Raw genomic sequence first — 26,735 nt, 5'->3', positions numbered from 1 at the left:
TGAGCCGTGTGGGGTACGTCCATGGACGGTGTCACGGAGCAGCCGCGACGGGCCGGGGCCGGAGGAGACCGGGCGATCACCGGGCAACCCCCGGCTCCGCGGCACGGGCCGGCGGTGCTCGGGGCCCTGATGCTGGCCGCCTTCACGTTCAACACCGCGGAGAACCTGCCGATCGGTCTCCTGGACCTCATCTCCGGGAGCCTGCGGGTGTCCCTGTCGGCGGTCGGTCTCCTGGTCACCGGTTACGGCGTGGCGGTGGCCGTCGCGTCGGTGCCGCTCGCCCACGTCACCCGGAATGTGGCCCGGCGGCATGTGCTCACGGGACTACTGGCCGCGCTCGTCGTGTCCAGCCTGATCGCGGCAGTGGCCCCCTCCTACCGGCTGCTCCTCGGGGCACGGCTGCTGACCGCGCTCGCCCAGGCCCTGTTCTGGGCCGTGATGGGTCCGGTGGCGGTCGGCCAGTTCGTCCCGGAGGCCCGCGGGCGTGTGGTCGGGGCGCTGTCCGTCGCCGGTTCGCTCGCCCTGGTGCTCGGCGTACCCGCCGGCACCTGGCTGGCCCGGCAGAGCGACTGGCGGGTGCCCGTCGCCGTCCTGGCCGCGCTGGGGCTCGCCTCGCTGGTGACGATCGCCGCGCTGCTGCCCGCCTCGCGCCCGGAGGAGGAGCGCGCCGCCCGCGGAACCGGTCCCGACGCCCGTAGGTTCGGGATCGTGCTGGCGGCCGGAACCCTGTCCGCCACCGGCGCGTTCACGGGATACACGTACATCGTGAAATTCCTGGGCGACGTGAGCGGGTTTACTCCGGGCGCGGTCGGCGTCCTGCTCGTGGCCTTCGGCGTGGCGTGCCTGGCCGGAGTGAGTGTCACCGGCACCGTGCTGGACCGCTTTCCGCAGTCCGCACTGGCCACGGCCGTCGTTGCCCAGGCGGCGGGCATGCTCGGACTGTACGCCGCCGGCCCCCGCCCGGGAGCGGCGGTGGTGTTCCTGGTGCTGATGGGCAGTGCGCTGGGACCGGTGTTCATGACCACCCAGAACGCGATGCTGCATTGCGCACCGGGCCGCACGGACCTCGCCCTCGCGGCGAACTCCGGCCTCTACAACGCAGGGATCGCGGCGGGCGCCGCCCTGGGCGGACTGATCCTCCCGTTCGCCGGTGTACGGGCCACCTTCCTCGCCGGCGGGCTGCTGACGTCGGGGGCCTGTGCGGTGCTGCTGGCCGGGCGGCTTTCCGCCCGGCCGTGAAACGGAGCACGTCGCGCCGGCGGACGAACGCCCCGGCACGCCGGCCGGGCCGTACCGGTACCACGACGGCCACCGGGCTCAGCACCTGGGAGGGGCTGCGGCGCTCACACGGAGCCGTCGCCGCCGTGCGGTGCGTAGAGATCGACAAGACGGATCCGTGCCGCCTGCAACCGGTGGGCGAGGACCTGCCCGACCCAGTGGCCGACGGCGGAGCCGAAGGCGGGGTCCGCGTCCATCATCATCCGAATGGTCGCGGCATCGAACTCGTGGGTGCGGACCGGGGTCATCGTCTCGGCGCCGAGATGCCAGAGACAGGGCTCGAAGAGCCAGGACCAGCCCACCAGCTCACCAGGCCCGAGATTCTCGATCGCCGCGGTGCGATCGCCGGGGACGCGGAAGTCCAGGGTGATGGTGCCCGAGCGCAGGATCCAGAAACGGTCCGCGACGTCCCCTTCGTCGAAGAGGCGGACCCCCTGATCGAAGTTGACGTCCCGGCCCACGCGCAGCAGCCGGGTGCGGTACTGGGCGGGCAGGGCGGTGACACGGGTCGGAGAAGTGCTCATCGACAGCCTCCTGTGGATTGCGGTCCGGAGCCAGCATCGCCGTGCGTCCGGTTCACGCGCATGGGCCGACCGGCCCCGCCGCGGTTCCGTCCGGCCCCGTCCGGCCGCGGCGGTCCGGCCCTTGCCGAGACCGGTGCGCCCGGTCCGTCCCTCGTCGCGATGTCCGGTACCGCTCGTCCAACCACGCGTACCAGCTCGGCATTCCCTCTCCGGTGAGCGCCGAGACCCTGAGGAACCGGACGCCGGGGTTGACCGACTCGGCGTACCTCTCGCACCGATCGATGTCGAAGTCCACGTACGGGAGCAGATCGGTCTTGTTGATGACGACGAGATCCGCTGCGGCGAACATGTGCGGGTACTTGGCCGGCTTGTCCGTCCCCTCCGTGACGGAGATGATCACGACCCGTGCGCACTCGCCGAGGTCGAAGAGGGCGGGACAGACCAGGTTGCCCACGTTCTCGACAATGATCAGCGATCCCGGCCCCGGTTCCAGAGCCGTGAGGGCGTCCCCCACCATCCGTGCGTCGAGGTGGCATCCCGCCCCGGTGTTGACCTGCACGACCGGGCAGCCCGCGCTCCTGATCCGCTCGGCGTCGAGCAGGGACTCCTGGTCGCCCTCGATCACCGCGACCGGTCGGCCGCGGCCGGTCAGGCCCCCGATGGTGTGTTCGAGGAGCGTGGTCTTGCCGGCGCCGGGTGAACTCATCAGGTTCACCATCACCATGCCCCGCTCGGCGATCCGGGAGCGGAGCCCCGCGGCCAGTCCGTCGTTCCTGGCGAGTACCCGCTGTTCGAGAGTGACGGTTCCGCTCCCTCCGGCCGCCGCCCCGGCAGGCGCCGGATTCCGCACGAGGGCGTGAACACGGCCGTGCGCGTGGCCGTGATCGTGACCGTGACCGTTTTCGGCCCCCCGGTCGTGGCCGTGCGGCCGGGTGATCCGGACCTCGTCGCCGACTCCGCCGTCGCCGCAACCACACGTTCCGCACATGACGTCAGCCCACTCTCATAGAGACGATCTGCAATTCCTGCCCGGCCGTGACATCCACGTCGAAACTGCCGCACGGACACAGCAATACAAGGTCGTTCATGGGGAAGTCCTGCTCACACGCCCGGCAATGCCCTCTTCCGGCTGTGTGGTCCACCTCCAGGAGCGCGCCTTCCGCGGGCGTTCCCGCGGTGACCAGGTCGAAGCAGAAGCGCATCGAATCCGGGACCACGGAGGTCAGTATTCCCACTCGGACCCTGACTTCCAGTACCGGCCTTCCGGCGGCGCGTTCGCATACCGCGTCGACGACGCTCCGGGTGATTGACAATTCATGCATCAGCGCTCACTTCTCGCGTTCACTCGTGCGGACGCGGCCGCCTGGAGGGAAATCACCACACCCCGGAGAATCCCATGTTGACAGGACGGTCCAACGGATCCCAGATGGTAATCATGTGACACCACACCGATTGTGTTTGGTATCGGTCGGTTCGGTACCGGAGGGCAGTGGATCATGCCGACAGAAGCGGCGATAAAAGCGGAGAGCACGCTCATTCATGTCTTGTGGATCAACGCGGGACTGAGCTGTGACGGAGATTCGGTCGCCCTGACCGCGGCCACCCAGCCCAGCATCGAGGAGATCGCGCTCGGGGCGCTGCCCGGCCTGCCGCGGATCGCGGTGCACTGGCCGCTCATCGACTTCGAGTGCGGCCCGAACGGCGGGGCCGACGATTTCCTCGAATGGTTCTTCCGGGCCGATCGCGGCGAACTGGAACCGTTCGTGCTGGTCGTCGAGGGTTCGATCCCCAACGAGAGGCTGCACGACGAGGGCTACTGGTCGGGCTTCGGCAACGACCCGGCGACCGGTCAGCCGATGACCACCAGTGAGTGGCTCGACCGGCTCGCCCCCAAGGCCACCGCGGTCGTCGCGGTCGGCACCTGCGCCACGTACGGCGGCATCCATGCCATGGCCGGCAATCCCACCGGGGCCATGGGCGTCCCGGACTACCTCGGCTGGGACTGGAAGTCCAAGGCGGGCGTGCCGATCGTGTGTGTCCCCGGCTGCCCCATTCAGCCCGACAACCTGTCGGAGACGCTCACCTATCTGCTCTACATGGCCACGGACCAGGCCCCGATGATTCCGCTGGACGAGGCACTGCGTCCGGCCTGGCTCTTCGGGGCCACCGTGCACGAGGGCTGCGACCGGGCCGGCTACTACGAACAGGGCGATTTCGCGACGGAGTACGGGTCGCCGCAATGCATCGTGAAACTCGGGTGCTGGGGACCGGCCGTCAAATGCAATGTGCCCAAGCGGGGCTGGATGAACGGAATCGGTGGCTGCCCGAATGTCGGTGGCATCTGCATCGGCTGCACCATGCCGGGATTCCCCGACAAATTCATGCCTTTCATGGACGAGCCGCCGGGGGGCAGACTCTCCACTCGTGCGGTTGCCCCCTACGGGTCGACCATGCGCCGGCTCCGGCGCATCACCACGCACACGCTGGACCGCGAACCGAAGTGGCGCAGGCGCGGCGAAGAACTGATGAGCGGCGCCACCCGCACCTGGTAATTCCCTGTCCGGGACCCGCCCGGCAACGCACCTGAACAGAAGAAGAGGCGCCCCCATGACGACGACCGGCCAGGACAACGGCGAACTGGTGGAGATGGCGTGGGATCCCATCACCCGCATTGTCGGCAGTCTCGGCATCTACACGAAGATCGATTTCAAGCAGAAAATCGTCGCCGAGTGTCACAGCACGAGTTCGATCTTCCGTGGATACTCCGTCTTCATGAAGGGCAAGGATCCGCGCGACGCCCACTTCATCACGAGTCGCATCTGCGGAATCTGCGGTGACAACCACGCCACCTGTTCCTGTTACGCGCAGAACATGGCGTACGGCGTGAAACCGCCGCACCTCGGCGAATGGATCGTGAATCTCGGCGAGGCCGCCGAGTACATGTTCGACCACAACATCTTTCAGGAGAACCTGGTCGGGGTCGACTACTGCGAGAAGATGGTCGCGGAGACCAACCCCGGGGTACTCGAACAGGCGAATCGCACGCAGTCGCCGCACGCGGCGGACCACGGATACCGGACCATCGGCGACATCATGCGTTCGCTGAACCCCTTCACCGGCGAGTTCTACCGTGAGGCGCTCCAGGTCAGCCGCATGACCCGTGAGATGTTCTGCCTCATGGAGGGGCGCCACGTGCACCCCTCCACGCTCTACCCCGGCGGCGTGGGCACGGTGGCGACCGTCCAGCTCATGACGGACTACCTCACCCGGCTCCAGCGGTACGTGGAGTTCATGAAGAAGGTCGTGCCCATGCACGACGACCTCTTCGACTTCTTCTACGAGGCACTGCCCGGATACGAGCAGGTCGGCAACCGGCGCGTCCTCCTCGGCTGCTGGGGCTCCTTCCAGGACCCGGAGCACTGCAACTTCGAGTACCGGGACATGACGGAATGGGGCCGCAGGATGTACGTGACCCCCGGCGTCGTCGTCGACGGCAAGCTCGTCACCACCGACCTGGTGAAGATCAACCTCGGTATCCGCATCCTGCTCGGTTCGTCGTACTACAACGACTGGGACGAGCAGGAGATGTTCGTGACGCACGACCCGCTCGGCAACCCGGTCGACCGGCGGCACCCCTGGAACCAGCACACCAACCCGCAGCCGCAGAAGCGCGACCTGGACGACAAGTACAGCTGGGTGATGTCGCCCCGCTGGTTCGACGGCAAGGACTACCTCGCACTCGACACCGGCGGCGGACCGCTCGCCAGGCTCTGGTCCACGGCGCTGGCGGGCCTGGTGGACATCGGGTACGTCCGGGCCACCGGCAGGAGTGTGAAGATCCATCTTCCCAAGACGGCGCTCAAGGGGCCCGTGGAGCTGGAGTGGCACATCCCGCGGTGGAGCAACACCCTGGAGCGCAACCGGGCCCGCACCTACTTCCAGGCGTACGCGGCGGCCTGCGCGCTGCACTTCGCCGAGAAGGCGCTCGCGGAGATCCGGGCCGGCCGGACGAAGACCTGGGAGAGGTTCGACGTGCCGCAGGAGGGCATCGGCTGCGGCTTCACCGAGGCCGTACGCGGTGTGCTGTCGCACCACATGGTGATCAGGGACGGCAAGATCGCCAACTACCACCCCTATCCGCCGACCCCGTGGAACGCGAGCCCGCGCGACACCTACGGGACCCCGGGACCCTACGAGGACGCGGTGCAGGGTCAGCCGGTCTTCGAGGAGAACGACCGGGACAACTTCAAGGGGATCGACATCATGCGCACGGTGCGCAGCTTCGACCCCTGCCTGCCCTGCGGCGTGCACATGTACCTCGGCGGAGGAAAGAAGCTGGAACTGCTGCACACGCCCACCCAGTCCGCGGGCAGTGAATGACATGACCGAGCAGCCGACCTCACCGTCCGCGCCGCCCGAGACCTGGCGGGGGACCGGCGAGCGCATCGAGAAGCTGATCGACGCCGGTGCGGCGGGCGGCGCCGCGGCCCGCGAGCGCGGCGAGGAACTCGTCAGGCTCGTCACCGACCTCTACGGCGCCGGACTGGAACGACTGCTCGACCTCGTTCATGAGCACGGAGGGCTGTCCGACCGGGTCCTGGACGCGTTCGCCGCCGACGAGCTGGTGGCCGGACTGCTCCTGGTGCACGGTCTGCACCCGTACGGCGTGGCGGACCGCGTCGAGGGCGCGCTGGAGAGCGTCCGGCCGTACCTCGCCTCGCACGGCGGTGACGTGGAACTGCTCGGCATCACCGAGGAAGGGGCGGCGCGGCTGCGGCTGGTGGGCACCTGCGACGGCTGCCCGTCCTCGTCCGCCACGCTCGGGCTCGCCGTGCGGGGCGCCGTCGAGGCCGCGGCACCGGAGATCACCGCGATCGAGGTCGAGCCCGCGTCGGAGCCCACCGGGGCGCCGGGCCCGCTGCTGCCGGTGGACTCGCTGTTCTCCCGACTCCACGAGACACGCGCACCCGGGGCGGACGGCGACGGCGCGCTCTGGCAGCCGCTGCCGGCCCTGACCGGCCTCGAACCCGGCGGGGTCGCGCGGTTGAGCGCCGAAGGGTTCCCGCTGGTGGCCTGCCGGCTCGGCGCCGAACTGTTCGCCTTCCGCGACCGCTGCGCCCGCTGCGAGCGCCCCATGGAGGGGGCGACGCTGGCCCGAAGACTGGGCGGCGACCCGGGCGACGGGGTCCTGCGGTGCTCCCGGTGCCGCGCGCACTACGACGTCCGGCGGGCCGGAGCCTGTCTCGACGCGGACGCCGACGGGGCGCACCTGGACCCGCTGCCCCTGCTGGCGGACGGGGCCTCGGTCTCGGTCGCCGTACCGACCGCGCCCGTGGCCACCGCGTGAGCGCGCCCGCCGGGCGCTCCGGATCCCCGGTCGCCGCACTGCTCCGGGTGCGCCGCGGACGCCCGGAGCCGGACGCCGCGGAGCGCTGCGACATGTGCGCCCAGCCCCTCGGCGAGGAACACCAGCACGTGGTGGACCTGGAGAGCCGCCGGCTGCTGTGCTGCTGCCGGCCCTGCTGCCTGCTGTTCACCGCCGACGGGGCGAGGCTGCGCCACCGGACGGTTCCCGACAGGTACCTGCACTTCGGGGGAGTCCCGACGGACGCCCGGACATGGGACGAACTGCAGATCCCGGTGGGCCTTGCCTTCCTGTTCCACCACTCCGCCCGGGGCCGCACCGTCGCCTTCTATCCCGGCCCCGCCGGGGCGACGGAGTCCGAGCTGCCTCTCGACGCCTGGTCCACGCTGCTGGCGACCGCCCCCGAGCTGTCGGTACTGCGCCCCGACGTCGAGGCACTCCTCGTCCGCCGGACCGGTGGCGGAGGCCGCGAGGACGTGACGTCGTGCCATCTGGTCCCGATCGACGCCTGCTACGAACTGGTCGGCCGGCTGCGCACCCTGTGGCGCGGCTTCGACGGCGGGCGGGAGGCCCACGCCGCGATCGACGCGTTCTTCGCACGGGTCCGGGCGCGCAGCCGTCCCGCGGACACCGCGCGGACGACGCACCCGGAGGGGCCCTCATGAACCGGCCCGACGCACCCGGCCCGGAGTTCTCCGTACGGGACATCGTCGCCGAGCCCTACACGGCGACGCCGCGTCTCACCGCGCGACTGCGGATCGAGGACCGCACCGGCGAGCGCGTGCACGCCATCGTCCTGCGCTGCCAGGTCCGTATCGAACCGCGGCGCCGTGCCTACGACCGGGCCGAACAGGAGGCGCTCCGGGGCCTGTTCGGCGAACCGGCGCGGTGGGCGGACACCATGCGCCCGCTCCTGTGGATGCAGTGCGACACGACGGTGCAGGGATTCACCGGATCGACCGAGACCGACCTCGCGCTGCCCTGCAGCTACGACTTCGACGTCGTCGGCTCCCGGTATCTGCACGCACTCGGCGGCGGGGCGGTACCCGTCCGCCTGCTCTTCTCCGGCACCGTCTTCACCGGGCCGGGGGACCGCGGCGGCTTCGGCGTGCGGCAGATTCCCTGGGACCGTGAGGCGGGCTACCAACTGCCGGTCGGAGTATGGCGGCAGATGATCTCCCTCCACTTCCCCCACACGGGCTGGATCAGGATGGACCACGACGTCCTCGCCGAATTCGCCGCGTTCCGCGAACGGCGCGGACTCATCAGCTGGGACGAGACGGTCCGCACGCTGCTGTCGGAAACGAGCGACGGCACCGCCGCAGAGCCCAGCGAGGTGAACCGGTGACCCGGACGTCCCCGACAGACCTCGATCAGGTGCGCCGGATCGCCGACGCGGTGCTGTACGAGGGCTATCTGCTCTACCCGTACCGCGCCAGCGCCCGCAAGAACAGGTCCCGCTGGCAGTTCGGCGTCCTCGGGCCGCCCTCGGCGGCGCCCGCGTGCTTCGCGGAGGAACCGGGCATGGCCATGCAGTGCCTGCTCTCGGTCCCGGACGACGCGCCGGGGACGGCCGGGGTGACGCTCCGCCTGCGCTTCCTCCAGCACCAGGTGCGCCGGGTGCGCAGACGTGAGGAGGGCGGCGGCCACACCGACGTCGCCGAACTCACGGTGGACGGCACGACGGTGCTGAGCTGGGACGAGGCGGTGGAGCGGGAGATCGAGGCGGGCCCGGTCCCGTTGACCGGGCCGACCGATCGGGTCTGCTCGGTCGCCGGGGGCGAGGAGACCGAGCCGCTCACCGACGCGTCCGGGGCCGAGGCCGGGCGGATCGTCCGGCGGCGCGAGCCGCTGACGGTGAGGATCCGGACCGACGTGACCGAGGACGACGGCTTCGTACGGCTCTCGGTGTCGGTGGACAACGCGCACGCGGGTACGGCCGGTGACAAGGAATCCGCGCTCCGCGTGTCGCTGATCGGCACGCACCTGCTCCTCCACGCGCACGGCGCGCGGTTCGTCTCCCTGCGCGAGCCCCCGGACGAGGCGGCCCCGGCCGCCGCCCGGTGCGTACAGCGGCGATGCTGGCCGGTCCTGGCGGGGCCGAAGGGAGCCACGGACACGGTGATGGGCGCCCCGATCATCCTCTACGACCATCCGGAGATCGCGGAGCAGAGCGCGGGCGACCTGTTCGACTCCACCGAGATCGACGAGATCCTGACGCTGAGGGTGATGACCATGACGGAGGAGGAGAAGGCGGAGGCCCGGGCCACCGACCCCCGGGCCCGCGAGATCGTCGACCGGTGCGACGCGACGGAGCCGGGAGACCTGCACCTGCTCCACGGACTGCTCCGGGATCCGCACGCCCCGCCCGACACGCCCGCCGCGCGGACCGCTTCGACGGGACCGGACATCGACGACACCCCCTGGTGGGATCCGGCGGCCGGGGCCGCGGTGCCGCCGGAGTCCGACTCCGTCCCGGTCGCCGGTGTGCGTGTGGCCAGGGGGAGCCTGGTGCGTGTGCGTCCCACCCGGCGCGCCGACGCGCAGGACCTCTTCTTCGCCGGCCGGACCGCACGGGTCACCAAAGTGCTGCGCGATGTCGACGGCGGGGTGCACGTGGCTCTGGTGCTCGTCGACGACCCGGCCGCCGACCTGCACGACTGGTACGGCCGTTACTTCTACTTCACCCCCGACGAACTGGAACCGCTGCCCGTCGCGGGGAGCGGGCAGGACGCCCCCGACCCCTCGTCGTCCCAGAAGGAGACCTCCTCGTGAAAACCATCGGACTGGTCACGACGGGGGTGGCCGCCGCCCTCGCGGTGGCCGCCGTCGTCATCGGCGTACGGTCGATCCCCGACATCCGCAGGTACCTCGAAATGCGCTCCATGTGAACGCGCCACGCACCCGGGAGGACCGCACGACGCCCGCGGCGGAAGGGCCCTGACGTGCCCGGGCGAGTGCTCGTGGCGGGCGTCGGCAACCTCTTCCTCGGTGACGACGGCTTCGGCCCGGAGGTCGTGCGCCGTCTGGCCGCCGACCCCGGGCCGCCGTCGCTTCCGGACGGGGTCCGCGTCGTCGACTACGGCATCCGGGGCATGCATCTCGCGTACGACCTGCTCGACGGATACGACGCGCTGGTGCTGGTGGACGCCTGCCCGGGCGACGGGCCGCCCGGGAGCCTGACCATCCTGGAAGTGGGGCCGGACGATCTCGGCACAGGTGCATTCGATGCACATGGGATGAATCCGGTAGCAGTGCTGGCAAATCTGGATCAATTGGGCGGTACGCTTCCGCTGACTCACGTCGTGGGCTGCGTGCCCGCCGACACCGGCGAGGGCATCGGTCTCAGCGGCGCGGTCGCCGCGGCCGTCCCGCGGGCGGTGGACGCGGTTCGGACGCTGACCCGACGGCTCTCCCCGGTCCCGACCGGCCGGGAGGCCGCTCCCGCACCCCACCCGCTCCGGAGGTCCTGATCATGTGTCTCGGCATCCCCGGGCGAGTCGTCGACATCGTCGAGGGATACGCGGGCCAGCTCGCCCTCGTCGACGTGGAGGGCGTCCGCAGACGTGTCAACATCGGCATGCTCGACGCGCCTCCGGCCGCCGACGACTGGGTGCTGCTCCACATGGGCTTCGCCCTGCGGGTCATCGGCGAGGCCGAGGCGGCGTCCGCCCTGTCGGGGCTGACGATGATGGGCAGCGGTGTCCGGCAGGACGCCGCCGAGGATCCGGGACGAGGCGCCGTCCGCCGCCGGTTCGAGGTGCGCGGGGTCGTGCAGGGCGTGGGTTTCCGGCCCTTCGTCCATGTCGCCGCGGCCGACCTCGCCCTCACCGGATCGGTGGCCAACACCGCCGACGGGGTGGTCGTCGAGGCGGAGGGCGACATCGACGCGGTGGCGGAGCTCGGCCGGCGGCTGCGGGCCGAACCACCACCGCTGGCGATGGTGGAGTCCGTCACCGAGACGGACCGGCCGCTCTGCGGCGGTGCCGGATTCACCATCGAGGAATCCGGCGCGAGCGACCGGGCGCGCACCCTGGTCTCCCCGGATACCGCGACCTGCCGGGAATGCCTGGCCGAACTGCGCGACCCGTCCGATCGTCGTCACCGCCACCCCTTCATCACCTGCACCCACTGCGGGCCGCGCTTCACGATCGTCACCGGCCTCCCCTACGACCGCGCGGCGACGACCATGGCGCGTTTCGCGATGTGCGAGAGCTGCCGGGAGGAGTACCGGGACCCCCACGACCGCCGCTTCCACGCCCAGCCGATCTGCTGCCACTCCTGCGGCCCGCGTCTCGAACTGGTCCGGAAGGGCGGCGGGGCGCCGCTCCACCGCGACGAGGCGTTGCGGGAGGCCCGGAAGCTGCTCGCCGGGGGGCGGATCGTCGCGGTCAAGGGGCTCGGCGGCTACCACCTCGCGTGCGACGCCCGTAACGAAGCCGCCGTCGGCCGACTGCGCCGCCGCAAGCGCCGCGGAGGAAAGCCCTTCGCGGTCATGGTCGCCGACCTCGACGTCGCGGGGGAACTCGTCACCATGACGGAGGACGAGAAGGGCCTGCTCACCGACGCCAGGAGGCCCATCGTGCTGCTGCCCCGCCGCGGGGACGCACCCGCGGCCGGTGTCGCACAGGCCGTCGCGCCGGGCAGCCCGGACCTCGGACTGCTCCTCCCGTACACCCCCCTGCACGTTCTTCTGCTCGGCATCGAGGGCGACGCCCCCGGCCCCGACGCACTGGTGATGACCTCCGGCAACCGTTCGGGCGAACCGATCGTCACGGACGACGGGAGGGCGCTGACCGAGCTGGCGCCGCTGGTCGATGCCTGGCTGCGGCACGACCGACCGATCCAGGTGCCGTGCGACGACTCCGTCAGCCGCTTCGTCGCGGGGGCCGAACTGCCCGTGCGCCGATCGCGCGGCAGGGCGCCGCTCCCACTCGCCCTGCCCTTCGAGGTGCCGCCGCTGCTGGCCGTCGGCGCCGACCTGAAGAACACCTGCGCGCTCGGCGAGGGCTCCCGCGCCTGGGTCAGCCAGCACATCGGTGACATGGGCGACCTCTCCACACTGGAGACACTGACCCGCACGGCGGACCACCTCGCACTGCTGACCGGCGTCGAACCGGGACGACTCGTCGCCGATCGCCATCCGGGCTATCACACCGGCGCCTGGGCCCGTGCCCACGCCGGGGGCCGGGAGGTGCGGACCGTGCAGCACCACCACGCCCACATCGCGTCCGTGTTGGGAGAGCACGGGGTGCGACGGGGCGAGCGGGTCATCGGCTTCGCCTTCGACGGCACCGGTCACGGCGCCGACGGCGCGGTGTGGGGCGGCGAGGTACTGATCGCCGACTACGCGTCCTACCGGCGGGCTGCCCACCTGGCGTACGTGCCGCTGGCGGGGGGCGACACGAGTGTGGCGCGCCCGTACCGCATGGCACTCGCCCACCTGCACGCCGCGGGTGTCGCCTGGGACGAGCGCCTGCCCCCGGTCGCGGCCTGCCCGGAGCCCGAACGCGTCGTACTGGCCCACCAGTTCGAGACGGACTTCGGGTGTGTTCCCACGTCCAGCATGGGCCGTCTCTTCGACGCGGTCGCCTCGTTGGCCGCCGTCCGGCACGAGGCGGCGTACGAGGCGGAGGCGGCGATCCTGCTGGAGGGCCTGGCCAGGGCCGCGCCACCGCAACCCGTCGGCAACGGCTACGCGTTCGGCACGAGAACCGCGGGCGGCGCCGACGATCCGGTGATCGCCGACCCCGGACCGGTGATCCGCGCGGTGGTGTCCGACGTGCGGTCCGGCGTGCCGTCCGGGCTGATCGCCGCGCGGTTCCACACGGCGGTCGCCCTCCTCGTCTCCGATCTCGCCGCCCTGTGCCGGGAGCGGACCGGGATCGACGTGGTGGCGCTGTCGGGCGGCGTCTTCCAGAACGCCGTTCTCCTCGAAGCGGCCCAGTCCTCCCTGTCGGCGGACGGCTTCACCGTCCTGCGCCCCCGGCTGCTGCCGCCCAACGACGGCGGCCTCGCCTTCGGGCAACTGCTGATCGCGGCATCCGGCTGATGCCCGCGAGCCAATCCACAAGACCCGCAGAGAAGGAAGACACCATGTGTCTGGCAGTCCCGGGGCGCGTGCTCCGTACCGTCGAGGTCGACGGCGTCCCGATGGCGGAGGTCGATTTCGGCGGTGTGCGCAAGGAGGTCTGCCTCCAGTACGTACCCGACGCGACGACCGACGAATACGTCATCGTCCACGTCGGTTTCGCCATTCAGCGGCTCGACGAGGCCTCGGCCAGGGAAACCCTCGCCAACTTCGAGAGGCTCGGACTCCTGGAGGAGGAGTTCGGCGACGGCCTGGCCTCGGCCGCCCGACAACACGTCCCGGGAGAAGGAACCGACCGGTGAAATACCTCGACGAGTTCAGCGACCCCCGACTTGCCGAACGACTGCTCGACCAGATCCACGCGGCCGCCACCCGGCCGGCCGTGATGATGGAGGTCTGCGGCGGCCAGACCCACTCGATCATCCGGCACGGCATCGACCAACTGCTCCCCAACTGCGTCGAGATGATCCACGGCCCCGGATGCCCCGTCTGTGTGACCCCGCTGGAGACCATCGACCGGGCGCTCGCCATCGCCGCCCGCCCCGGCGTCATCTTCTGCTCCTTCGGCGACATGCTCCGGGTGCCCGGCAGCGGTCAGGACCTGTTCACCGTGAAGAGCGCGGGCGCCGACGTACGTGTCGTGTACTCCCCGCTCGACGCGCTGAGGGTGGCCCGGGAGAACCCCGACCGGGAAGTCGTCTTCTTCGGCATCGGTTTCGAGACGACCGCCCCCGCCAACGCCATGACGGTGCATCAGGCGCGGCGGCTGGGCGTGCGCAACTTCTCCCTGCTCGTCTCGCACGTTCTCGTACCGCCCGCGGTGGCGGCCGTCATGGAATCCCCCACCTGCCGGGTGCAGGCGTTCCTGGCCGCCGGACACGTGTGCAGTGTGATGGGGACCTCGCAATACCCACCGCTGGCCGAGAAGTACCGGGTTCCCATCGTGATCACCGGATTCGAGCCGCTCGACATCCTCGAAGGCGTCCGCAGAACGGTGCTCCAGCTCGAAGAGGGCCGGTACGAGGTGGAGAACGCCTATCCCCGGGCCGTGCCCGACGGGGGAAATTCCCCCGCCATCGACATGCTGCGCGACGTCTTCGAGGTCACCGACCGGACCTGGCGCGGCATCGGGATGATTCCCGGGAGCGGTTGGCGGCTGTCCCCGAAGTACGCGGAATACGATGCCGAACGCCGGTTCGACGTGGCGGCGATCCGTACCACCGAGTCGTCGCTGTGCCGTTCCGGCGAGGTGCTCCAGGGGCTGATCAAACCGCACGAGTGCCAGGCGTTCGGCAAGGAGTGCACCCCGAGAAATCCCCTGGGCGCCACCATGGTGTCCTCCGAGGGCGCGTGTGCCGCGTACCACGCGTACCGCCGACTGGAACTGGTCGATGCGAAGTGACTGAGACGACGAAGCGGGTACCCGCACCGGCCCCGGCCCCCACCACAGGTCCGGACTTCGAGGGCTGGGTCTGCCCCGTTCCCCTGCGCGAGACCCCGATGGTCGTGATGGGCCACGGCGGCGGCGGGGCGATGACCGCCGAACTCGTCGAGCACCTCTTCCTCCCCGCCTTCGGCTCCGCGGCCGCCCCCGCACTCGGCGACTCGGCCGTGCTGACCGTCGGCGACGGCACACGACTCGCCTTCTCCACCGACTCGTTCGTGGTGAAGCCGATGTTCTTCCCCGGCGGGTCCGTCGGCGACCTCGCGGTGAACGGGACGGTCAACGACCTCGCCATGTCGGGCGCCGTGCCGCTCTTCCTGTCCTGCGCGTTCATCCTCCAGGAGGGGACCGCCCTGACCGACCTCGGGCGGATCGCACAGGACATGGGAGCGGCGGCGCAGGGGGCGGGGGTCCGGCTGGTCACCGGCGACACCAAGGTCGTCGAGACCGGCAGCGGCGACGGCGTCTACGTCAACACCTCCGGTATCGGCGCGGTCCCCGACGGGGTCCGCATCGGCCCCGAACGCGCGAGACCGGGGGACGCGGTGCTGATCAGCGGGGACATCGGGCTGCACGGAATCGCGGTGATGAGCTGCCGGGAGGGCCTGGAGTTCGGCACGTCGGTGGAGAGCGACACCGCCCCGCTGCACGGCCTCGTCGCCGCGATGCTCGCCACCGGGGCCGATGTGCACGTCCTGCGCGATCCCACCCGCGGCGGCGTCGCTGCCTCGCTGAACGAGATCGCCCGCGCCGCCGGTGTGGGCGTCGAACTCGTCGAGCGCGACCTGCCCGTACCGGCCGCCGTGCGCGACGCGTGCGGCCTGCTGGGGCTCGACCCGCTCCAGGTGGCGAACGAGGGCAGACTGATCGCCGTCGTGCCCGCCGAATCCGCCGAGCAGGTCCTGTCGGCCCTGACCTCGCACCCGCTGGGCCGGGCGGCCCGACGGATCGGCACCTGTGTGCCGGACCATCCCGGCATGGTGGTGGCCAGGACCGGTCTCGGCGGCTCCCGCGTGGTCGGACTGCCGGTCGGTGAGCAACTCCCGAGGATCTGCTGAGTGAGCGAGCGCGGCGCCGTCCTCTTCGCCCGGTACGCCTATCCGCCCAACGAACTCGGCTACTGCGGCCCGGCCGACGCCACGGCACTGCTCCGTCCCGAGGACACCGGACTCGTCGAGCGCCACGCCCGCCGGTTCGAGGGAGCCTGGTGCTACCTCGAACTGCTCGCCGAGACGGCCGGGCTCCCCGATCCCCTGGACGAACGGGTGGTCGAGGCGTACTGGATCGGCAACGAACTCCTGGACCGGACCGATCCCGCCGCCCTGCTGGCCCGCCTGCGCGACCGCTTCCGCGGCCAGTGGGGCGGGACGTGGCAGGACGCCGCGGACCGGGCCCGCGCCCACCACAGCTTCCAGGTCTTCGACGTGTACCCCTGGGCCCGCCTGCTCGGCACCTCGGACAGCCGGGCACCGCTGGACGTCCTCGACCGGTGCCGCATCCGCACCGGGGTGGTGCGCTCGGTCGGCGGAGAGTTCGCCACGGTGGAGTCCCGCCCCCTGCGCTGGACGGGCGGCCACCTGGTCCACGGGGCCCCGCGCCCGGAGTCCGTGCGCTGGTCGACGGGCGGCCGCTCGCTGATCCCGGGGCTCGCCCGCGGCGACGTGGTGTCCCTGCACTGGGACTGGGTGTGCGACGTGCTCACGCGGCCGCAGGCAGCACGCGTCGAGGCGACGGAAGCCCGGCAACTGGCGGCACTCGGCCTGACGGCCCGCTGACGGACGGACCCGCCCGACGGGCACGGCGACCGCGGCCACGGGCGGGCCCGTACCGGACTTTCCCGGTGCCACCGGCGGAGCCCGGGTACCGCCGGTGCGGGCCCGGGCCGGGCCCTTCGACGTCCGGCCGTGTGGGAGGGTGGTCGGATGATGGTGGAGGATCTCGTCCGGCTGCGCCGGGCCCGTGACCTGATGGACCGCGACTACGCACAGCCGCTCGACGTCCCGGCCCTGGCGCGCGTCGCGCTCATGTCGTCGGGCCACTTCTCGCGCAGCTTCCGCGCCGCCTTCGGCGAGACGCCGTACAGCTACCTCATGACGCGCCGGATCGAGCGGGCCAAGGCACTGCTCCGGCGGGGCGACCGGACGGTGACGGAGGTCTGCTTCGAGGTCGGCTGCACCTCGCTGGGGTCGTTCAGCTCCCGCTTCACCGAACTGGTCGGGGAGAGCCCGAGCGCGTACCGGGCCCGCCGCCACGACGAGGGTGCCGCCGTCCCGGCCTGCATCGCCAAGATCTATACGCGACCGGTCAGGAACGGAGAAGCCAAACACCTCTCGCGCCCGTAGCGTGAAGCGCATGGAGATCAACATTTCACAGTGCTTCATCGCCGTCGACGACCACGAGAAGGCGCTCGCCTTCTACCGGGACGCCCTGGGCCTGGAGGTACGCAACGACGTCGGGTTCGAGGGGCTGCGCTGGGTGACCCTGGGCGCGCCCTCCCAGCCCGGCGTGAGCGTCGTCCTCGAACCTCCCCTCGCGGACCCGAACGCCTCGCCGGCCGACCGGCAGGCCCTGGCGGAACTGCTGGCGAAGGGCCTGCTGCGCGGAGTCGTCTTCGGCACGGACGACTGCGACGCCGCCTTCGAACAGGTCCGCGCCGCGGGCGGCGAGGTGCTGCAGGAACCGGTCGACCAGCCCTACGGCGTCCGTGACTGCGCCTTCCGCGATCCCGCCGGCAACATGGTGCGCCTCACCCAGCCCCGCGAGCGGTGACACCGGAACACGACGACCGCCGACCGGCCCGTCCGCGCCGATCGGCGGCCCGGGGGCGGAAGCGGTACGGACGCCCGGGCCGCGCGCCGCGCGTACCCTCGGTCGGTGCCGGTCCACGACGACGGCCCCCCACGCACACGACGACGGTCCCGCACGAACAGATGGAGAGACGATGAGCACGGCCACGACGCCGGACACGCCGCCCGAGCCGCACGTCGCGGACAGCCACGAGATGATCCGCGTGCACGGCGCGCGCGAGAACAACCTCAAGGACGTGGGCATCGAGATACCGAAGCGCCGGCTGACGGTGTTCACCGGTGTCTCCGGCTCGGGCAAGAGCTCGCTGGTCTTCGACACGATCGCCGCGGAGTCGCAGCGGTTGATCAACGAGACGTACAGCGCCTTCGTGCAGGGTTTCATGCCGACGCTCGCACGGCCCGAGGTCGACGTGCTCGACGGGCTGACGACCGCGATCATCGTCGACCAGCAGCGCATGGGCGCCGACCCCCGTTCCACGGTCGGTACCGCCACCGACGCCAACGCGATGCTGCGCATCCTCTTCAGCCGACTGGGCGAGCCCCACATCGGCCCGCCCGGCGCGTTCGCCTTCAACGTCCCCTCGGTCAGGGCGAGCGGCGCGATCACCGTCGAGCGCGGTGCCAAGAAGGCGGTGAAGGCGACGTTCAACCGCACGGGCGGCATGTGCCCGCGCTGCGAGGGCCGGGGAACGGTCTCCGACATCGACCTCACCCAGCTCTACGACGACTCCAAGTCGCTCGCCGAGGACGCGCTGACCATCCCCGGTTACAAGGCGGGCGGCTGGAACCACCGGCTCTACAGCGAATCGGGACTGGTCGACCGCGACAAGCCGATCCGCGCCTACACGAAGAAGGAACTGGCGGACTTCCTGCACCTCGAACCGACCCGGATGAAGATCGCGGGCATCAACATGACCTACGAGGGACTGATCCCGCGGCTCAAGAAGTCGATGCTCTCCAAGGACCCGGAAGCGATGCAGCCGCACATCCGGGAGTTCGTCGCCCGGGCGGTCACGTTCACCACCTGCCCCGAGTGCGACGGCACCCGGCTCGCCGAGGCGGCCCGGTCGTCGAAGATCGAGGGCATCAGCATCGCCGACGCCTGCGCGATGCAGATCAGCGACCTGGCCGCCTGGGTCCGCGGCCTGGGCACGTCCTCCCCGCACTCCACGGGCGGCGGCTACACCATGGTGGCGCCACTGCTCGCGTCGCTCCGGCAGACACTCGACTCGTTCGTGGAGATCGGGCTGGGCTACCTCTCGCTCGACCGGCCGTCGGGCACGCTGTCGGGCGGTGAGGCGCAGCGCACCAAGATGATCCGCCATCTCGGTTCCTCGCTCACCGACGTCACCTACGTCTTCGACGAGCCCACCGCGGGCCTGCACCCGCACGACGTCCAGCGGATGAACGACCTGCTGCTGCGGCTCCGCGACAAGGGCAACACGGTGCTCGTCGTGGAGCACAAGCCGGAGACCATCGCCATCGCCGACCACGTCGTCGACCTAGGCCCCGGCGCCGGAACGGCGGGCGGCACCGTCTGCTTCGAGGGCACGGTCGCCGGACTGCGGGGCAGCGGCACCGTCACCGGCCGTCATTTCGACGACCGGGTCGCCGTCAAGGAGGCGGTGCGCGAGCCCACCGGCGTGCTGGGGATCAGGGGCGCGACGGCGAACAACCTGCACGACGTCGACGTCGACATCCCGCTCGGGGTGCTCGCGGTCGTCACCGGCGTCGCGGGGTCCGGCAAGAGCTCACTCGTGCACGGATCGATCCCCGCCGGCGCCGACGTGGTGTCGGTCGACCAGAGTCCGATCCGCGGCTCCCGCCGGAGCAACCCGGCGACCTACACCGGTCTGCTCGACCCGATCCGCAAGGCGTTCGCCAAGGCCAACGGCGTGAAGCCGGCGCTGTTCAGCGCCAACTCCGAGGGTGCCTGCCCCACCTGCAACGGCATCGGCGTCGTCTACACCGACCTGGCGATGATGGCGGGGGTCGCCGCCACCTGCGAGGAGTGCGAGGGCAAGCGGTTCCAGGCCTCGGTGCTCGACCACCACCTCGCGGGCCGTGACATCAGCGAGGTGCTCGCCATGCCGGTGACCGAGGCCGCGGCGTTCTTCGGCGACGGCGAGGCGCGCACACCGGCAGCGCACCGCATCCTCGAACGGCTCGCCGACGTCGGGCTCGGCTACCTCAGCCTCGGGCAGCCGCTCACCACCCTCTCGGGCGGCGAGCGGCAGCGGCTCAAGCTGGCCACCCACATGGCCGACAAGAGCGGCGTCTACGTCCTCGACGAGCCGACCACCGGCCTGCATCTCGCCGATGTCGAGCAGTTGCTCGGTCTGCTCGACCGGCTCGTCGACTCCGGCAAGTCCGTCATCGTCGTCGAGCACCACCAGGCGGTCATGGCGCACGCCGACTGGATCATCGACCTCGGACCCGGCGCCGGCCACGACGGCGGGCGGATCGTCTTCGAGGGCACGCCCGCCGATCTCGTCGCCGCCCGTTCCACCCTGACCGGCGAGCACCTCGCGGCCTACGTCGGCGGCTGACCGGACCCCCGCCCACGCCCCGACGGGACGTCACCGGCCGGGCAGGGAGAGGGCCGCGGCGGCGAAGGCGCGGATCTGTTCGTTCTCGCGCGCCGCGGACCACACCGGGGCGAACTCGGCGGGGGCGCCGTCGGGGATCGGGAACCCCACCCGGAGCGCGTCGCGGGCGGCGTGCTCGGCGGACGCGGCCCGCGCGAACGCCGCACGGATCGCCCGGTGAAGCGGCGCGACGTCGTCGTACGGACGGCGGCCGATCTCGGTAGGCCGCACCTGGCGGCTGTTCCGCTCGAACAGCGGCGAGCCGGTGCGGCGTTCGGGCTTCGCGACGGTCTGGCTGATCCGGCCGCCGCTGAGGCGCAGGCGCTCCGCGGTGCGATGACCCTCCGCGCCGGCATCCCCCTCTTCGGCCACCACGGCCACGGCTTCGGCCCGCGGACCCGGCAGCTCGCCGGACTCCACGTCCTCGACAGCGGCGCGATCTTCCTCACGCACACCCGCGGCACCCCCGCCGGGCCCGCGTCCGACTGACCGCGACGCAACCCGGTGCCCGGGGGTCCCGCGCGCCGTCCGCCGGTCCTATCCTCGGGTGGAGCCGCCGATCCGGGAGGAGCGAACGGACGTGGAGGACGCCGACCCCGGGCTGTTCGGGCCCGATTCCGTCACCTGGCAGATGCACGGCGACCCGATGATGTGGGTCGCCGGGGTACGTGCCCTCTACCTCCAGGCGCTGCACCCGCGCGCCGTGCGCGGTGTCATGCAGAACTCCGACTTCCGGCAGGACGCCTGGGGACGGCTGATGCGGACGGCCGGTTTCGTCGGAACGATCACCTACGGCACCACGGAGGCGGCGGAGCGGGCGGGCGCCCGGGTCCGCAGGATCCACCGCCTCCTGAAGGCCACCGACCCGGCGACCGGGGAGACGTACGGGGTCGACGAGCCCGAACTGCTGCTGTGGGTGCACTGCGCGGAGGTCGACTCCTATCTCCAGGTCGAGCGCCGCTCCGGCTTCCCGCTCACCGGCCCGCAGGCCGACCGCTACGTCGACGAACACCGCCACAGCGCCCGGCTCGTCGGCCTCGACCCCGCCGACGTACCGGCCACGACCGCGCAACTCGCCGCCTATTTCGAAGCGGTCCGGCCCCGACTCGCCACCACCCCGGAGGCGTTGGACGTCGACGACTTCCTGCGCCGGCCACCGGTTCCGGCACCGCTCGTCCCGGCGCGCGCCCTGCTGTGGCGACACGTCGCCACGCTCGCCTACCAGTCACTGCCCCCGTACGCCCATGAGCTCTACGGGCGGGCCGCGCCCCCCGCTCCCCGCGTCGACCGCCGACTGCGCACCGCCGGGGCCGTGCTGCGCCGCGTTCCCTCCCGGCTCCGCTGGCGTCTTCCGCCCGGACACATCATGAACGCGATGGCCCGACTCGGTCCCGGAAGCCGCCCCGCCGCGTACAAACTGCGCAGCCGGGCCGCCATACTGGACGGGCCGGGGAGGGCGCAGAGGTAGTGGGCACAGCGACGGGGGCGACAACAGGACATGGCGGACACCAGGCTGGTCCAGAGCCGGTACCGACTGCTCGATCTGATCGGGCGCGGAGGCATGGGCGAGGTGTGGCGGGCCCGCGACGAGTCGCTGGGCCGCCAGGTGGCCGTGAAGTGCCTCAAGCCGTTGGGCTCCCAGCACGACCAGTCGTTCACCCGTGTCCTGCGCGAGCGCTTCCGCCGCGAGGCCCGCGTGGCCGCCTCTCTCCAGCACCGCGGTGTCACCGTCGTCCACGACTTCGGTGAGGACGAGGGCGTCCTCTTCCTGGTGATGGAACTCCTCGACGGCCGCAACCTCAGCCAGCTCCTGGAGGACAACGAGCGGCACCCGTTGCCGGTGCCCGACGTCGTCGACATCGCCGAGCAGGTCGCCGACGCCCTCGGCTACACCCACCAGCAGGGCATCGTGCACCGCGACCTCAAGCCCGCGAACATCATGCGTCTCACCGACGGCACGGTGAAGATCTGCGACTTCGGCATCGCCAGGCTGGGCCGGGACATCGGCTTCACCTCCCGCCTCACCGGCACCGGCATCGCCATGGGGACCCCGCACTACATGTCGCCGGAGCAGATCAGCGGCGGCCAGGTCGACCACCGCAGCGACCTCTACTCCCTGGGCTGCGTCCTGTACGAGATCGCCACCGGGGCCCCGCCGTTCGACCTCGACGACACCTGGGGCGTGCTCGTCGGACACCGCGACACCGAGCCGGAGCCGCCACGCACCCGCCGCGCCGAACTCCCCGGATTCTTCGACAGCGTCGTGCTGGACCTGCTGGCCAAGGCCCCCGCCGAGCGGCCCGCCGACGCGGGCGACCTGCGCCGGCGGATCGTCACGGGCCGCATCGGCGAACAGCACCGGCCCGGTGCCGGGGTCCCGCTCGCGGCGCCCGTGCCCGTCATGCGCCCGGAGCCCGAACTGCCGGGATGGACCCGCGGCATGACCACCGGACACAAGGTGGTGGGCGGCTTCGCGGAGGGCACCCCGACCGGCCACGCCCCGGCTCTCACCGGAGTGTGGACCACCGCCTTCGGGACGCGGCACCTCAGCGGCCCCGTCGAGGAGTTGCCGTCGGCCGGGGCCGAACGGCCCACCCCCGCGCCGGAACTCCTCTCCGTCCTGGCCAGTCGGCACGACGCGGGCCTCAACCTGGGCCGACTGGGCCACTGGGAGGAAGCCGGCGAGGTGCACCGCGCGGTCGCCGCCGAACGCGAGCGCGTCCTGGGCCCCGACCACCCCGACACACTCTCCAGCCGGTACGAGACCGGGTTCACCCTGGCCCGCACCGGCCGGCCGCAGGACGCGCTGCGGGAGTTCGGCCGGGCGGCCCGGGGCCGGGAGCGGGCCCTGGGCCCCGACCACCCGGAGACCCTGGCGGCCCGTCAGGAGACGGCGTACGCGCTGGGACAACTCGGCCGGCACGTCGAGGCCCACCAGGTGTACGCCGCGGTCCTCGCCTCCCGGGAGCGTTCGCTGGGTCCCGACCACCCCGACACCCTGCGCTGCCGCCACAATCTCGCCTTCAACCTCAGCCGGCTCGGCCGCCTCGAGGAATCCCACCGGATGGCCGGCGACGTGGCGTCCGCCCGCGCCCGGGTGCTCGGGGCCGACCACCCCGACACCCTGATCACGCTCTACGAGGTGGGGTACGCGCTGGGGCGGCTGGGACGGTGGACGGAAGCGCTGCGGACCTATCAGGAGGTCGTCCGGGGCCGGGTCCGGACGTTGGGGCCCGACCACCCCGACACCCTCGCCGCCCGTCACGAGGCCGGAATCGGGCTCGGCCGACTGGGCCGGAGCGCCGAGGCCCTGGAGCTGTACCGCGCCCTCGTCGACGACCGGACCAGGGTCGGTGGCCCCGCCGACCCGGAGACGCTCCGGGCCCGGCACGGCCTCGGCGTCAACCTGGGACGTCTCGCCCGCTGGGAGGAGGCGCTCGCCGAGGCGCGCGAGGTCTGCGCGATCCGGGAACGGGTTCTGGGCCCCGGGCATCCGGACACCCTGGTCAGCCACCGCGAGGTCGCCGTCGGTCTGGGCTGGCTCGGCCGCTGGAGCGACGCCCTCGTCCGCTACCGACAGGTCGCGGAGACCCGCGAGCGCGTACTCGGCGCCGGCCACCCCGACACCCTCGCCGCCCGCAACGACGAGGCGCACTGCCTGGAACAGGTGGGCCGCGGAACGGAGGCCGTCGACCTGTACCGCCGGGTCGCGGCACTGCGCGGCGGGCCCGACGGGGCGCCGCGCGGCCCGGACACCACCGCCTCTGGTCACGGATGAGTGCCACGTGCTACCAAGGGCCATGCCCGCACCCGACCGCTACGACGCGGTGATCGTGGGCGGCGGCCACAACGGCCTGGTCGCCGCCGCCTACCTCGCCCGCGCAGGACAGTCCGTCCTGGTCCTGGAACGCCTGGCCGGAACCGGGGGAGCGGCCGTCTCCACCCGGCCCTTCGACGGCGTCGACGCCCGGCTGTCGCGCTACTCGTACCTGGTGTCCCTGCTGCCCCGGAAGATCGTCCGTGATCTCGGTCTGGACTTCGCGGTCCGCCGGCGGACCATCTCCTCGTACACCCCGACCGTGCGGGGCGGCCGGGCCACCGGGCTGCTCGTCGGCGCGGGCCGCACCCGGGACTCCTTCGCCGCGCTCACCGGCTCGGACCGGGAGCACGAGGCGTGGCAGCGGTTCCACGGCATGATGAGCGGCGTCGCCGAGCGGGTCTTCCCGACACTCACCGAGCCCCTGCCCACCCGGGACGCGCTGCGGGAACGGATCGGTGACGCGGAAGCCTGGCGGACACTCTTCGAGGAGCCCGTCGGGGTCGCCGTCGAGCGCTGCTTCGACGACGACCTGGTCCGCGGTGTCGTGCTCACCGACGCGCTGATCGGCACCTTCGCCGACGCGCACGATCCGTCGCTGCGCCAGAACCGCTGCTTCCTGTACCACGTCATCGGCGGCGGCACCGGCGACTGGGACGTACCGGTCGGAGGGATGGGGGCGCTCACCGACGCCCTCGCCCTCGCCGCCCGGCGGGCGGGGGCACGGATTCGCGTCCGGCACGAGGCGACCCGCATCGACACCGACGGGACACGGGCCGAGGTCACCGTCCGCTCACCCGAGGGGGAACACGTCGTCGCGGCCCGCAGGGTCCTCGTCAACGCGTCGCCGCAGGCCCTCGCGGCCCTGCTCGGCGACGATCCGCCCGCCCCGGCCGAGGGCGCACAGCTGAAGGTGAACATGCTGCTCACCCGGCTGCCCCGGTTGCGCGACCGGTCCGTGGACCCGCGCGAGGCGTTCGCCGGGACGTTCCACATCGCCGAGGGATACGGGCAACTCGCCGCCGCCTACCGGGAGGCGGCGGCCGGCCGGATTCCCGCCGCCCCTCCCTCCGAGATCTACTGCCACTCGCTGACCGACCCCTCGATCCTCGGCCCCGATCTCGCCGCCCGCGGCCACCACACCCTCACCCTCTTCGGCCTGCACGCCCCCGCCCGGCTGTTCGCCGCCGACAACGCGGCGGCCCGTGCCGAGTCGCTGGCCGCCACGCTCGCCCAGCTCGACGCGCACCTGGAGGAGCCGATCGCCGACTGCCTTGCCGTCGACGGCAACGGCGAGCCGTGCGTCGAGGCGAAGACGCCGCTCGACCTGGAACGGGAACTGGGACTCCCCGGCGGCCACATCTTCCATCGCGATCTCGCGTTCCCGCACGCCACCGGGTCCACCGGCCGGTGGGGGGTGGAGACGGACCGTGCCAACATCCTGCTGTGCGGGGCGGGCGCGGTGCGCGGCGGCGGGGTCAGTGGGGTGCCCGGCCACAACGCCGCGATGGCGGCGCTGGGCCGGTGACGGGTTCGCTCTCCGCGACGCCGTCTTCGGGCTGGAGGCCACGGCCAGCCGCATCGCCCGTCTGGTCGCCGTCGGCGCGCTGGCCCAGACCCTGTTCTCGCTCCGTTGTGCCGCGGCGGGACGGACCCTCCACCTGTCGGCCGACGTCACCGCCGACCACTCCTACTGAGCCCCGCCGCCACGCAGGCCGGCCCGCCGGGGCGCGGCGCCGTGCGGGCCCCGGGCTCGGAGACGGCTGACGCGGTACACGTCGCGCACGCGGAGGCCGAGGACCGCCGCCGCCACGACGGCGCCGGAGCGGAGGCGGCATGCTCCGGGCGTCGGCTCGCGCCCGGGTCAGAGGCGTTGCTCGGCCAGGTCGAGCCAGTGGTCCACGTCCCCCGGGGCGAAGTGCCGGATGGCCCAGTCGGCCATCCGCAGCCCCATGTGCGCCCACGACAGGCGCAGGACGTCGTCGGGCAGACCGTCGAGGATCTCGTCGAGGCGGTCGACGATCCCCGGGGCCTGCTCGTCCGCGTGCAGACCGAAGCGCAGGGTGACCAGGTCGAAACGGCGGTCCCCGCGACAGGCCCCGTCCCAGTCGATGACACCGGTGACCGCACCGTTTGTCCGGAGCAGGTTGCCGTGGTGGAAGTCGTGGTGCACGACGTCCCGGCCGGACAGCCGACGAGGATGCGAGGCCCCGAGCGCGGCGATCCGGCGCTCCAGGTCACCGCTGCGCCGACCGTGCCGGCGCAGCGGCTCGTGAAGGCAGTAGCCGGGACCGTCGTCGAGGAGGTACAGGTTCATCTCCGGGATGTCCGCGCGGTCGGCCAGCAGCCCCGTCTGCGCCTCGTTGAGGGCGAGCGCCCGGTCCAGATCCGTGTGGTCCGGACGCGTCACCGGTGTGCCCGGCAGCAGCTCCTGGACCAGGACCGCCGCGCTGCCCACCTGGACCGCCAACTCCGTCGACGGACAGGGGTACCCGCGTTCCCGCAGCACCTCGCAGACCGCCAGCGCACCCGTCCGCAACTCCTCGATCCGGGTGTCCGGCCGCGACTTCAGCACGGATCGCCGCCCGTCGGGCCACCGCACGTACGCGGCACCCACCTCGCCGCCCGGACACGCCCCCTCCACCGTCAGCCGGACACCCGTCCTCGCGTACAGGGCCTCCGAGAGGCGGTGGGCGTCGAGGCGCTCGGCACGTGCCCAGTTCCGCGCGGATGTGGTCATCGGGGCATTCTCCCGCACCGGGCGGCGGCGTGCGGAGCGGGTGCGGACCGGTCGGCCCGCACCCGCGTCGCCCACTGGTGC

At 72.0% G+C, this 26,735-nt stretch carries 26 protein-coding genes; 21 read left to right on the top strand and 5 right to left on the bottom strand.

Annotation, left to right across the window (positions count from 1 at the left end):
* The first annotated feature begins 129 nt into the window (after nucleotides 1-129).
* Nucleotides 130-1,239: an MFS transporter gene (locus tag ACF1CT_RS16760; protein ID WP_391784755.1), complete on the top strand. Its 1,110-nt coding sequence runs from the start codon at nucleotides 130-132 to the stop codon at nucleotides 1,237-1,239.
* 104 nt (nucleotides 1,240-1,343) lie between these two features.
* Here ACF1CT_RS16760 and ACF1CT_RS16755 read toward each other — a convergent pair whose 3' ends face one another.
* From ACF1CT_RS16755 to ACF1CT_RS16745, 3 genes are all read right to left on the bottom strand, one after another.
* Complete coding sequence (locus ACF1CT_RS16755) at nucleotides 1,344-1,802, bottom strand: Crp/Fnr family transcriptional regulator (protein WP_391784580.1); 459 nt, start codon at nucleotides 1,800-1,802, stop codon at nucleotides 1,344-1,346.
* A 52-nt stretch (nucleotides 1,803-1,854) separates the two neighbouring features.
* Nucleotides 1,855-2,652: a hydrogenase nickel incorporation protein HypB gene (gene hypB / locus ACF1CT_RS16750; protein WP_391784579.1), complete on the bottom strand. Its 798-nt coding sequence runs from the start codon at nucleotides 2,650-2,652 to the stop codon at nucleotides 1,855-1,857.
* Nucleotides 2,653-2,794: 142 nt separating this feature from the next.
* Nucleotides 2,795-3,124: a hydrogenase maturation nickel metallochaperone HypA gene (locus tag ACF1CT_RS16745; RefSeq protein ID WP_391784578.1), complete on the bottom strand. Its 330-nt coding sequence runs from the start codon at nucleotides 3,122-3,124 to the stop codon at nucleotides 2,795-2,797.
* A 174-nt stretch (nucleotides 3,125-3,298) separates the two neighbouring features.
* On the opposite strand from ACF1CT_RS16745, the gene ACF1CT_RS16740 reads away from it, so the two are divergent.
* The 16 genes from ACF1CT_RS16740 (at nucleotide 3,299) to ACF1CT_RS16665 (ending at nucleotide 20,058) form a co-directional block, all read left to right on the top strand.
* A complete protein-coding gene (locus ACF1CT_RS16740; protein WP_391784577.1) occupies nucleotides 3,299-4,354 on the top strand; it encodes a hydrogenase expression protein HypE in 1,056 nt (351 codons plus the stop codon).
* A gap of 55 nt (nucleotides 4,355-4,409) precedes the next feature.
* Nucleotides 4,410-6,182 (top strand): nickel-dependent hydrogenase large subunit, encoded by a 1,773-nt coding sequence (locus ACF1CT_RS16735; RefSeq protein ID WP_391784576.1) that lies wholly within the window; start codon nucleotides 4,410-4,412, stop codon nucleotides 6,180-6,182.
* A 1-nt stretch (nucleotide 6,183) separates the two neighbouring features.
* Nucleotides 6,184-7,149: a NifU family protein gene (locus tag ACF1CT_RS16730; RefSeq protein WP_391784575.1), complete on the top strand. Its 966-nt coding sequence runs from the start codon at nucleotides 6,184-6,186 to the stop codon at nucleotides 7,147-7,149.
* The gene (locus ACF1CT_RS16725; RefSeq protein ID WP_391784574.1) at nucleotides 7,146-7,832 is read left to right on the top strand and encodes a DUF5947 family protein; all 687 of its coding nucleotides are present in this window, start codon (nucleotides 7,146-7,148) and stop codon (nucleotides 7,830-7,832) included. The genes ACF1CT_RS16730 and ACF1CT_RS16725 overlap by 4 nt, the downstream gene beginning before the upstream one ends.
* Nucleotides 7,829-8,515 carry a DUF6084 family protein gene (locus ACF1CT_RS16720; RefSeq protein ID WP_391784573.1) on the top strand — a complete coding sequence of 229 codons (687 nt, stop codon included), beginning with the start codon at nucleotides 7,829-7,831 and terminating at the stop codon, nucleotides 8,513-8,515. The genes ACF1CT_RS16725 and ACF1CT_RS16720 overlap by 4 nt, the downstream gene beginning before the upstream one ends.
* A complete protein-coding gene (locus ACF1CT_RS16715; RefSeq protein ID WP_391784572.1) occupies nucleotides 8,512-9,942 on the top strand; it encodes a hypothetical protein in 1,431 nt (476 codons plus the stop codon). Before ACF1CT_RS16720 ends, ACF1CT_RS16715 begins: the two co-directional genes overlap by 4 nt.
* Nucleotides 9,939-10,058, top strand: a complete 120-nt coding sequence (locus ACF1CT_RS16710) for a DUF6893 family small protein (protein WP_391784571.1) — start codon at nucleotides 9,939-9,941, stop codon at nucleotides 10,056-10,058. The genes ACF1CT_RS16715 and ACF1CT_RS16710 overlap by 4 nt, the downstream gene beginning before the upstream one ends.
* 54 nt (nucleotides 10,059-10,112) lie before the next feature.
* On the top strand, nucleotides 10,113-10,640 hold the full coding sequence (locus ACF1CT_RS16705; RefSeq protein WP_391784570.1) for a hydrogenase maturation protease: 528 nt from the start codon (nucleotides 10,113-10,115) through the stop codon (nucleotides 10,638-10,640).
* 2 nt (nucleotides 10,641-10,642) lie between these two features.
* The gene (hypF, locus tag ACF1CT_RS16700; RefSeq protein ID WP_391784569.1) at nucleotides 10,643-13,219 is read left to right on the top strand and encodes a carbamoyltransferase HypF; all 2,577 of its coding nucleotides are present in this window, start codon (nucleotides 10,643-10,645) and stop codon (nucleotides 13,217-13,219) included.
* 44 nt (nucleotides 13,220-13,263) lie between these two features.
* Nucleotides 13,264-13,560 carry a HypC/HybG/HupF family hydrogenase formation chaperone gene (locus ACF1CT_RS16695; protein WP_391784568.1) on the top strand — a complete coding sequence of 99 codons (297 nt, stop codon included), beginning with the start codon at nucleotides 13,264-13,266 and terminating at the stop codon, nucleotides 13,558-13,560.
* Nucleotides 13,557-14,660: a hydrogenase formation protein HypD gene (hypD, locus tag ACF1CT_RS16690; RefSeq protein ID WP_391784567.1), complete on the top strand. Its 1,104-nt coding sequence runs from the start codon at nucleotides 13,557-13,559 to the stop codon at nucleotides 14,658-14,660. Before ACF1CT_RS16695 ends, hypD begins: the two co-directional genes overlap by 4 nt.
* Entirely contained in the window at nucleotides 14,657-15,760 is a 1,104-nt protein-coding gene (gene hypE, locus ACF1CT_RS16685; protein WP_391784566.1) for a hydrogenase expression/formation protein HypE, read from the top strand. Before hypD ends, hypE begins: the two co-directional genes overlap by 4 nt.
* Nucleotides 15,761-16,477 carry a DUF6390 family protein gene (locus ACF1CT_RS16680; protein ID WP_391784565.1) on the top strand — a complete coding sequence of 239 codons (717 nt, stop codon included), beginning with the start codon at nucleotides 15,761-15,763 and terminating at the stop codon, nucleotides 16,475-16,477.
* A 147-nt stretch (nucleotides 16,478-16,624) separates the two neighbouring features.
* Nucleotides 16,625-17,044, top strand: coding sequence for a helix-turn-helix domain-containing protein (locus ACF1CT_RS16675; RefSeq protein WP_391784564.1), 420 nt, complete (start codon nucleotides 16,625-16,627; stop codon nucleotides 17,042-17,044).
* Nucleotides 17,045-17,054: 10 nt separating this feature from the next.
* Nucleotides 17,055-17,471, top strand: a complete 417-nt coding sequence (locus tag ACF1CT_RS16670) for a VOC family protein (RefSeq protein WP_391784563.1) — start codon at nucleotides 17,055-17,057, stop codon at nucleotides 17,469-17,471.
* A gap of 172 nt (nucleotides 17,472-17,643) precedes the next feature.
* The gene (locus ACF1CT_RS16665; protein ID WP_391784562.1) at nucleotides 17,644-20,058 is read left to right on the top strand and encodes an ATP-binding cassette domain-containing protein; all 2,415 of its coding nucleotides are present in this window, start codon (nucleotides 17,644-17,646) and stop codon (nucleotides 20,056-20,058) included.
* A 30-nt stretch (nucleotides 20,059-20,088) separates the two neighbouring features.
* On the opposite strand, the gene ACF1CT_RS16660 is transcribed toward ACF1CT_RS16665, so the two are convergent.
* Nucleotides 20,089-20,550, bottom strand: coding sequence for a LysR family transcriptional regulator (locus ACF1CT_RS16660; RefSeq protein WP_391784561.1), 462 nt, complete (start codon nucleotides 20,548-20,550; stop codon nucleotides 20,089-20,091).
* Nucleotides 20,551-20,677: 127 nt separating this feature from the next.
* On the opposite strand from ACF1CT_RS16660, the gene ACF1CT_RS16655 reads away from it, so the two are divergent.
* Genes ACF1CT_RS16655 through ACF1CT_RS16640 form a run of 4 tightly spaced genes read left to right on the top strand, consistent with a single transcriptional unit; the run spans nucleotide 20,678 to nucleotide 25,611 of the window.
* Entirely contained in the window at nucleotides 20,678-21,565 is an 888-nt protein-coding gene (locus ACF1CT_RS16655) for an oxygenase MpaB family protein (protein WP_391784560.1), read from the top strand.
* A 30-nt stretch (nucleotides 21,566-21,595) separates the two neighbouring features.
* On the top strand, nucleotides 21,596-23,875 hold the full coding sequence (locus ACF1CT_RS16650; protein ID WP_391784559.1) for a tetratricopeptide repeat protein: 2,280 nt from the start codon (nucleotides 21,596-21,598) through the stop codon (nucleotides 23,873-23,875).
* Between the two features lie 22 nt (nucleotides 23,876-23,897).
* On the top strand, nucleotides 23,898-25,442 hold the full coding sequence (locus ACF1CT_RS16645; protein WP_391784558.1) for a phytoene desaturase family protein: 1,545 nt from the start codon (nucleotides 23,898-23,900) through the stop codon (nucleotides 25,440-25,442).
* The gene (locus tag ACF1CT_RS16640; RefSeq protein WP_391784557.1) at nucleotides 25,396-25,611 is read left to right on the top strand and encodes a hypothetical protein; all 216 of its coding nucleotides are present in this window, start codon (nucleotides 25,396-25,398) and stop codon (nucleotides 25,609-25,611) included. Before ACF1CT_RS16645 ends, ACF1CT_RS16640 begins: the two co-directional genes overlap by 47 nt.
* A 167-nt stretch (nucleotides 25,612-25,778) precedes the next feature.
* Here the strand turns inward: ACF1CT_RS16640 and ACF1CT_RS16635 are convergent, their stop codons facing one another.
* Nucleotides 25,779-26,654 carry an aminoglycoside phosphotransferase family protein gene (locus tag ACF1CT_RS16635; protein ID WP_391784556.1) on the bottom strand — a complete coding sequence of 292 codons (876 nt, stop codon included), beginning with the start codon at nucleotides 26,652-26,654 and terminating at the stop codon, nucleotides 25,779-25,781.
* Between the last annotated feature and the right edge of the window lie 81 nt (nucleotides 26,655-26,735).

Origin of the sequence: Streptomyces sp. NPDC014734, assembly GCF_043083325.1 — a bacterium.
GTDB lineage: Bacteria > Actinomycetota > Actinomycetes > Streptomycetales > Streptomycetaceae > Streptomyces.
Note: the sequence above shows the minus strand (reverse complement) of the source record. Positions and strands in the feature narration are given on the sequence as shown.

What these genes read in the sequence shown, in the direction of transcription:
- ACF1CT_RS16695 (WP_391784568.1), top strand. Translation starts at nt 13,264, where the DNA reads ATGTGTCTGGCAGTCCCGGGGCGCGTGCTCCGTACCGTCGAGGTCGAC.
- ACF1CT_RS16735 (WP_391784576.1), top strand. Translation starts at nt 4,410, where the DNA reads ATGACGACGACCGGCCAGGACAACGGCGAACTGGTGGAGATGGCGTGG.
- ACF1CT_RS16745 (WP_391784578.1), bottom strand. Translation starts at nt 3,124, where the DNA reads ATGCATGAATTGTCAATCACCCGGAGCGTCGTCGACGCGGTATGCGAA.
- ACF1CT_RS16760 (WP_391784755.1), top strand. Translation starts at nt 130, where the DNA reads ATGCTGGCCGCCTTCACGTTCAACACCGCGGAGAACCTGCCGATCGGT.
- ACF1CT_RS16665 (WP_391784562.1), top strand. Translation starts at nt 17,644, where the DNA reads ATGAGCACGGCCACGACGCCGGACACGCCGCCCGAGCCGCACGTCGCG.
- hypF (WP_391784569.1), top strand. Translation starts at nt 10,643, where the DNA reads ATGTGTCTCGGCATCCCCGGGCGAGTCGTCGACATCGTCGAGGGATAC.
- ACF1CT_RS16675 (WP_391784564.1), top strand. Translation starts at nt 16,625, where the DNA reads ATGATGGTGGAGGATCTCGTCCGGCTGCGCCGGGCCCGTGACCTGATG.
- ACF1CT_RS16755 (WP_391784580.1), bottom strand. Translation starts at nt 1,802, where the DNA reads ATGAGCACTTCTCCGACCCGTGTCACCGCCCTGCCCGCCCAGTACCGC.
- ACF1CT_RS16720 (WP_391784573.1), top strand. Translation starts at nt 7,829, where the DNA reads ATGAACCGGCCCGACGCACCCGGCCCGGAGTTCTCCGTACGGGACATC.
- ACF1CT_RS16740 (WP_391784577.1), top strand. Translation starts at nt 3,299, where the DNA reads ATGCCGACAGAAGCGGCGATAAAAGCGGAGAGCACGCTCATTCATGTC.
- ACF1CT_RS16635 (WP_391784556.1), bottom strand. Translation starts at nt 26,654, where the DNA reads ATGACCACATCCGCGCGGAACTGGGCACGTGCCGAGCGCCTCGACGCC.
- ACF1CT_RS16645 (WP_391784558.1), top strand. Translation starts at nt 23,898, where the DNA reads ATGCCCGCACCCGACCGCTACGACGCGGTGATCGTGGGCGGCGGCCAC.
- ACF1CT_RS16650 (WP_391784559.1), top strand. Translation starts at nt 21,596, where the DNA reads ATGGCGGACACCAGGCTGGTCCAGAGCCGGTACCGACTGCTCGATCTG.
- ACF1CT_RS16730 (WP_391784575.1), top strand. Translation starts at nt 6,184, where the DNA reads ATGACCGAGCAGCCGACCTCACCGTCCGCGCCGCCCGAGACCTGGCGG.
- ACF1CT_RS16670 (WP_391784563.1), top strand. Translation starts at nt 17,055, where the DNA reads ATGGAGATCAACATTTCACAGTGCTTCATCGCCGTCGACGACCACGAG.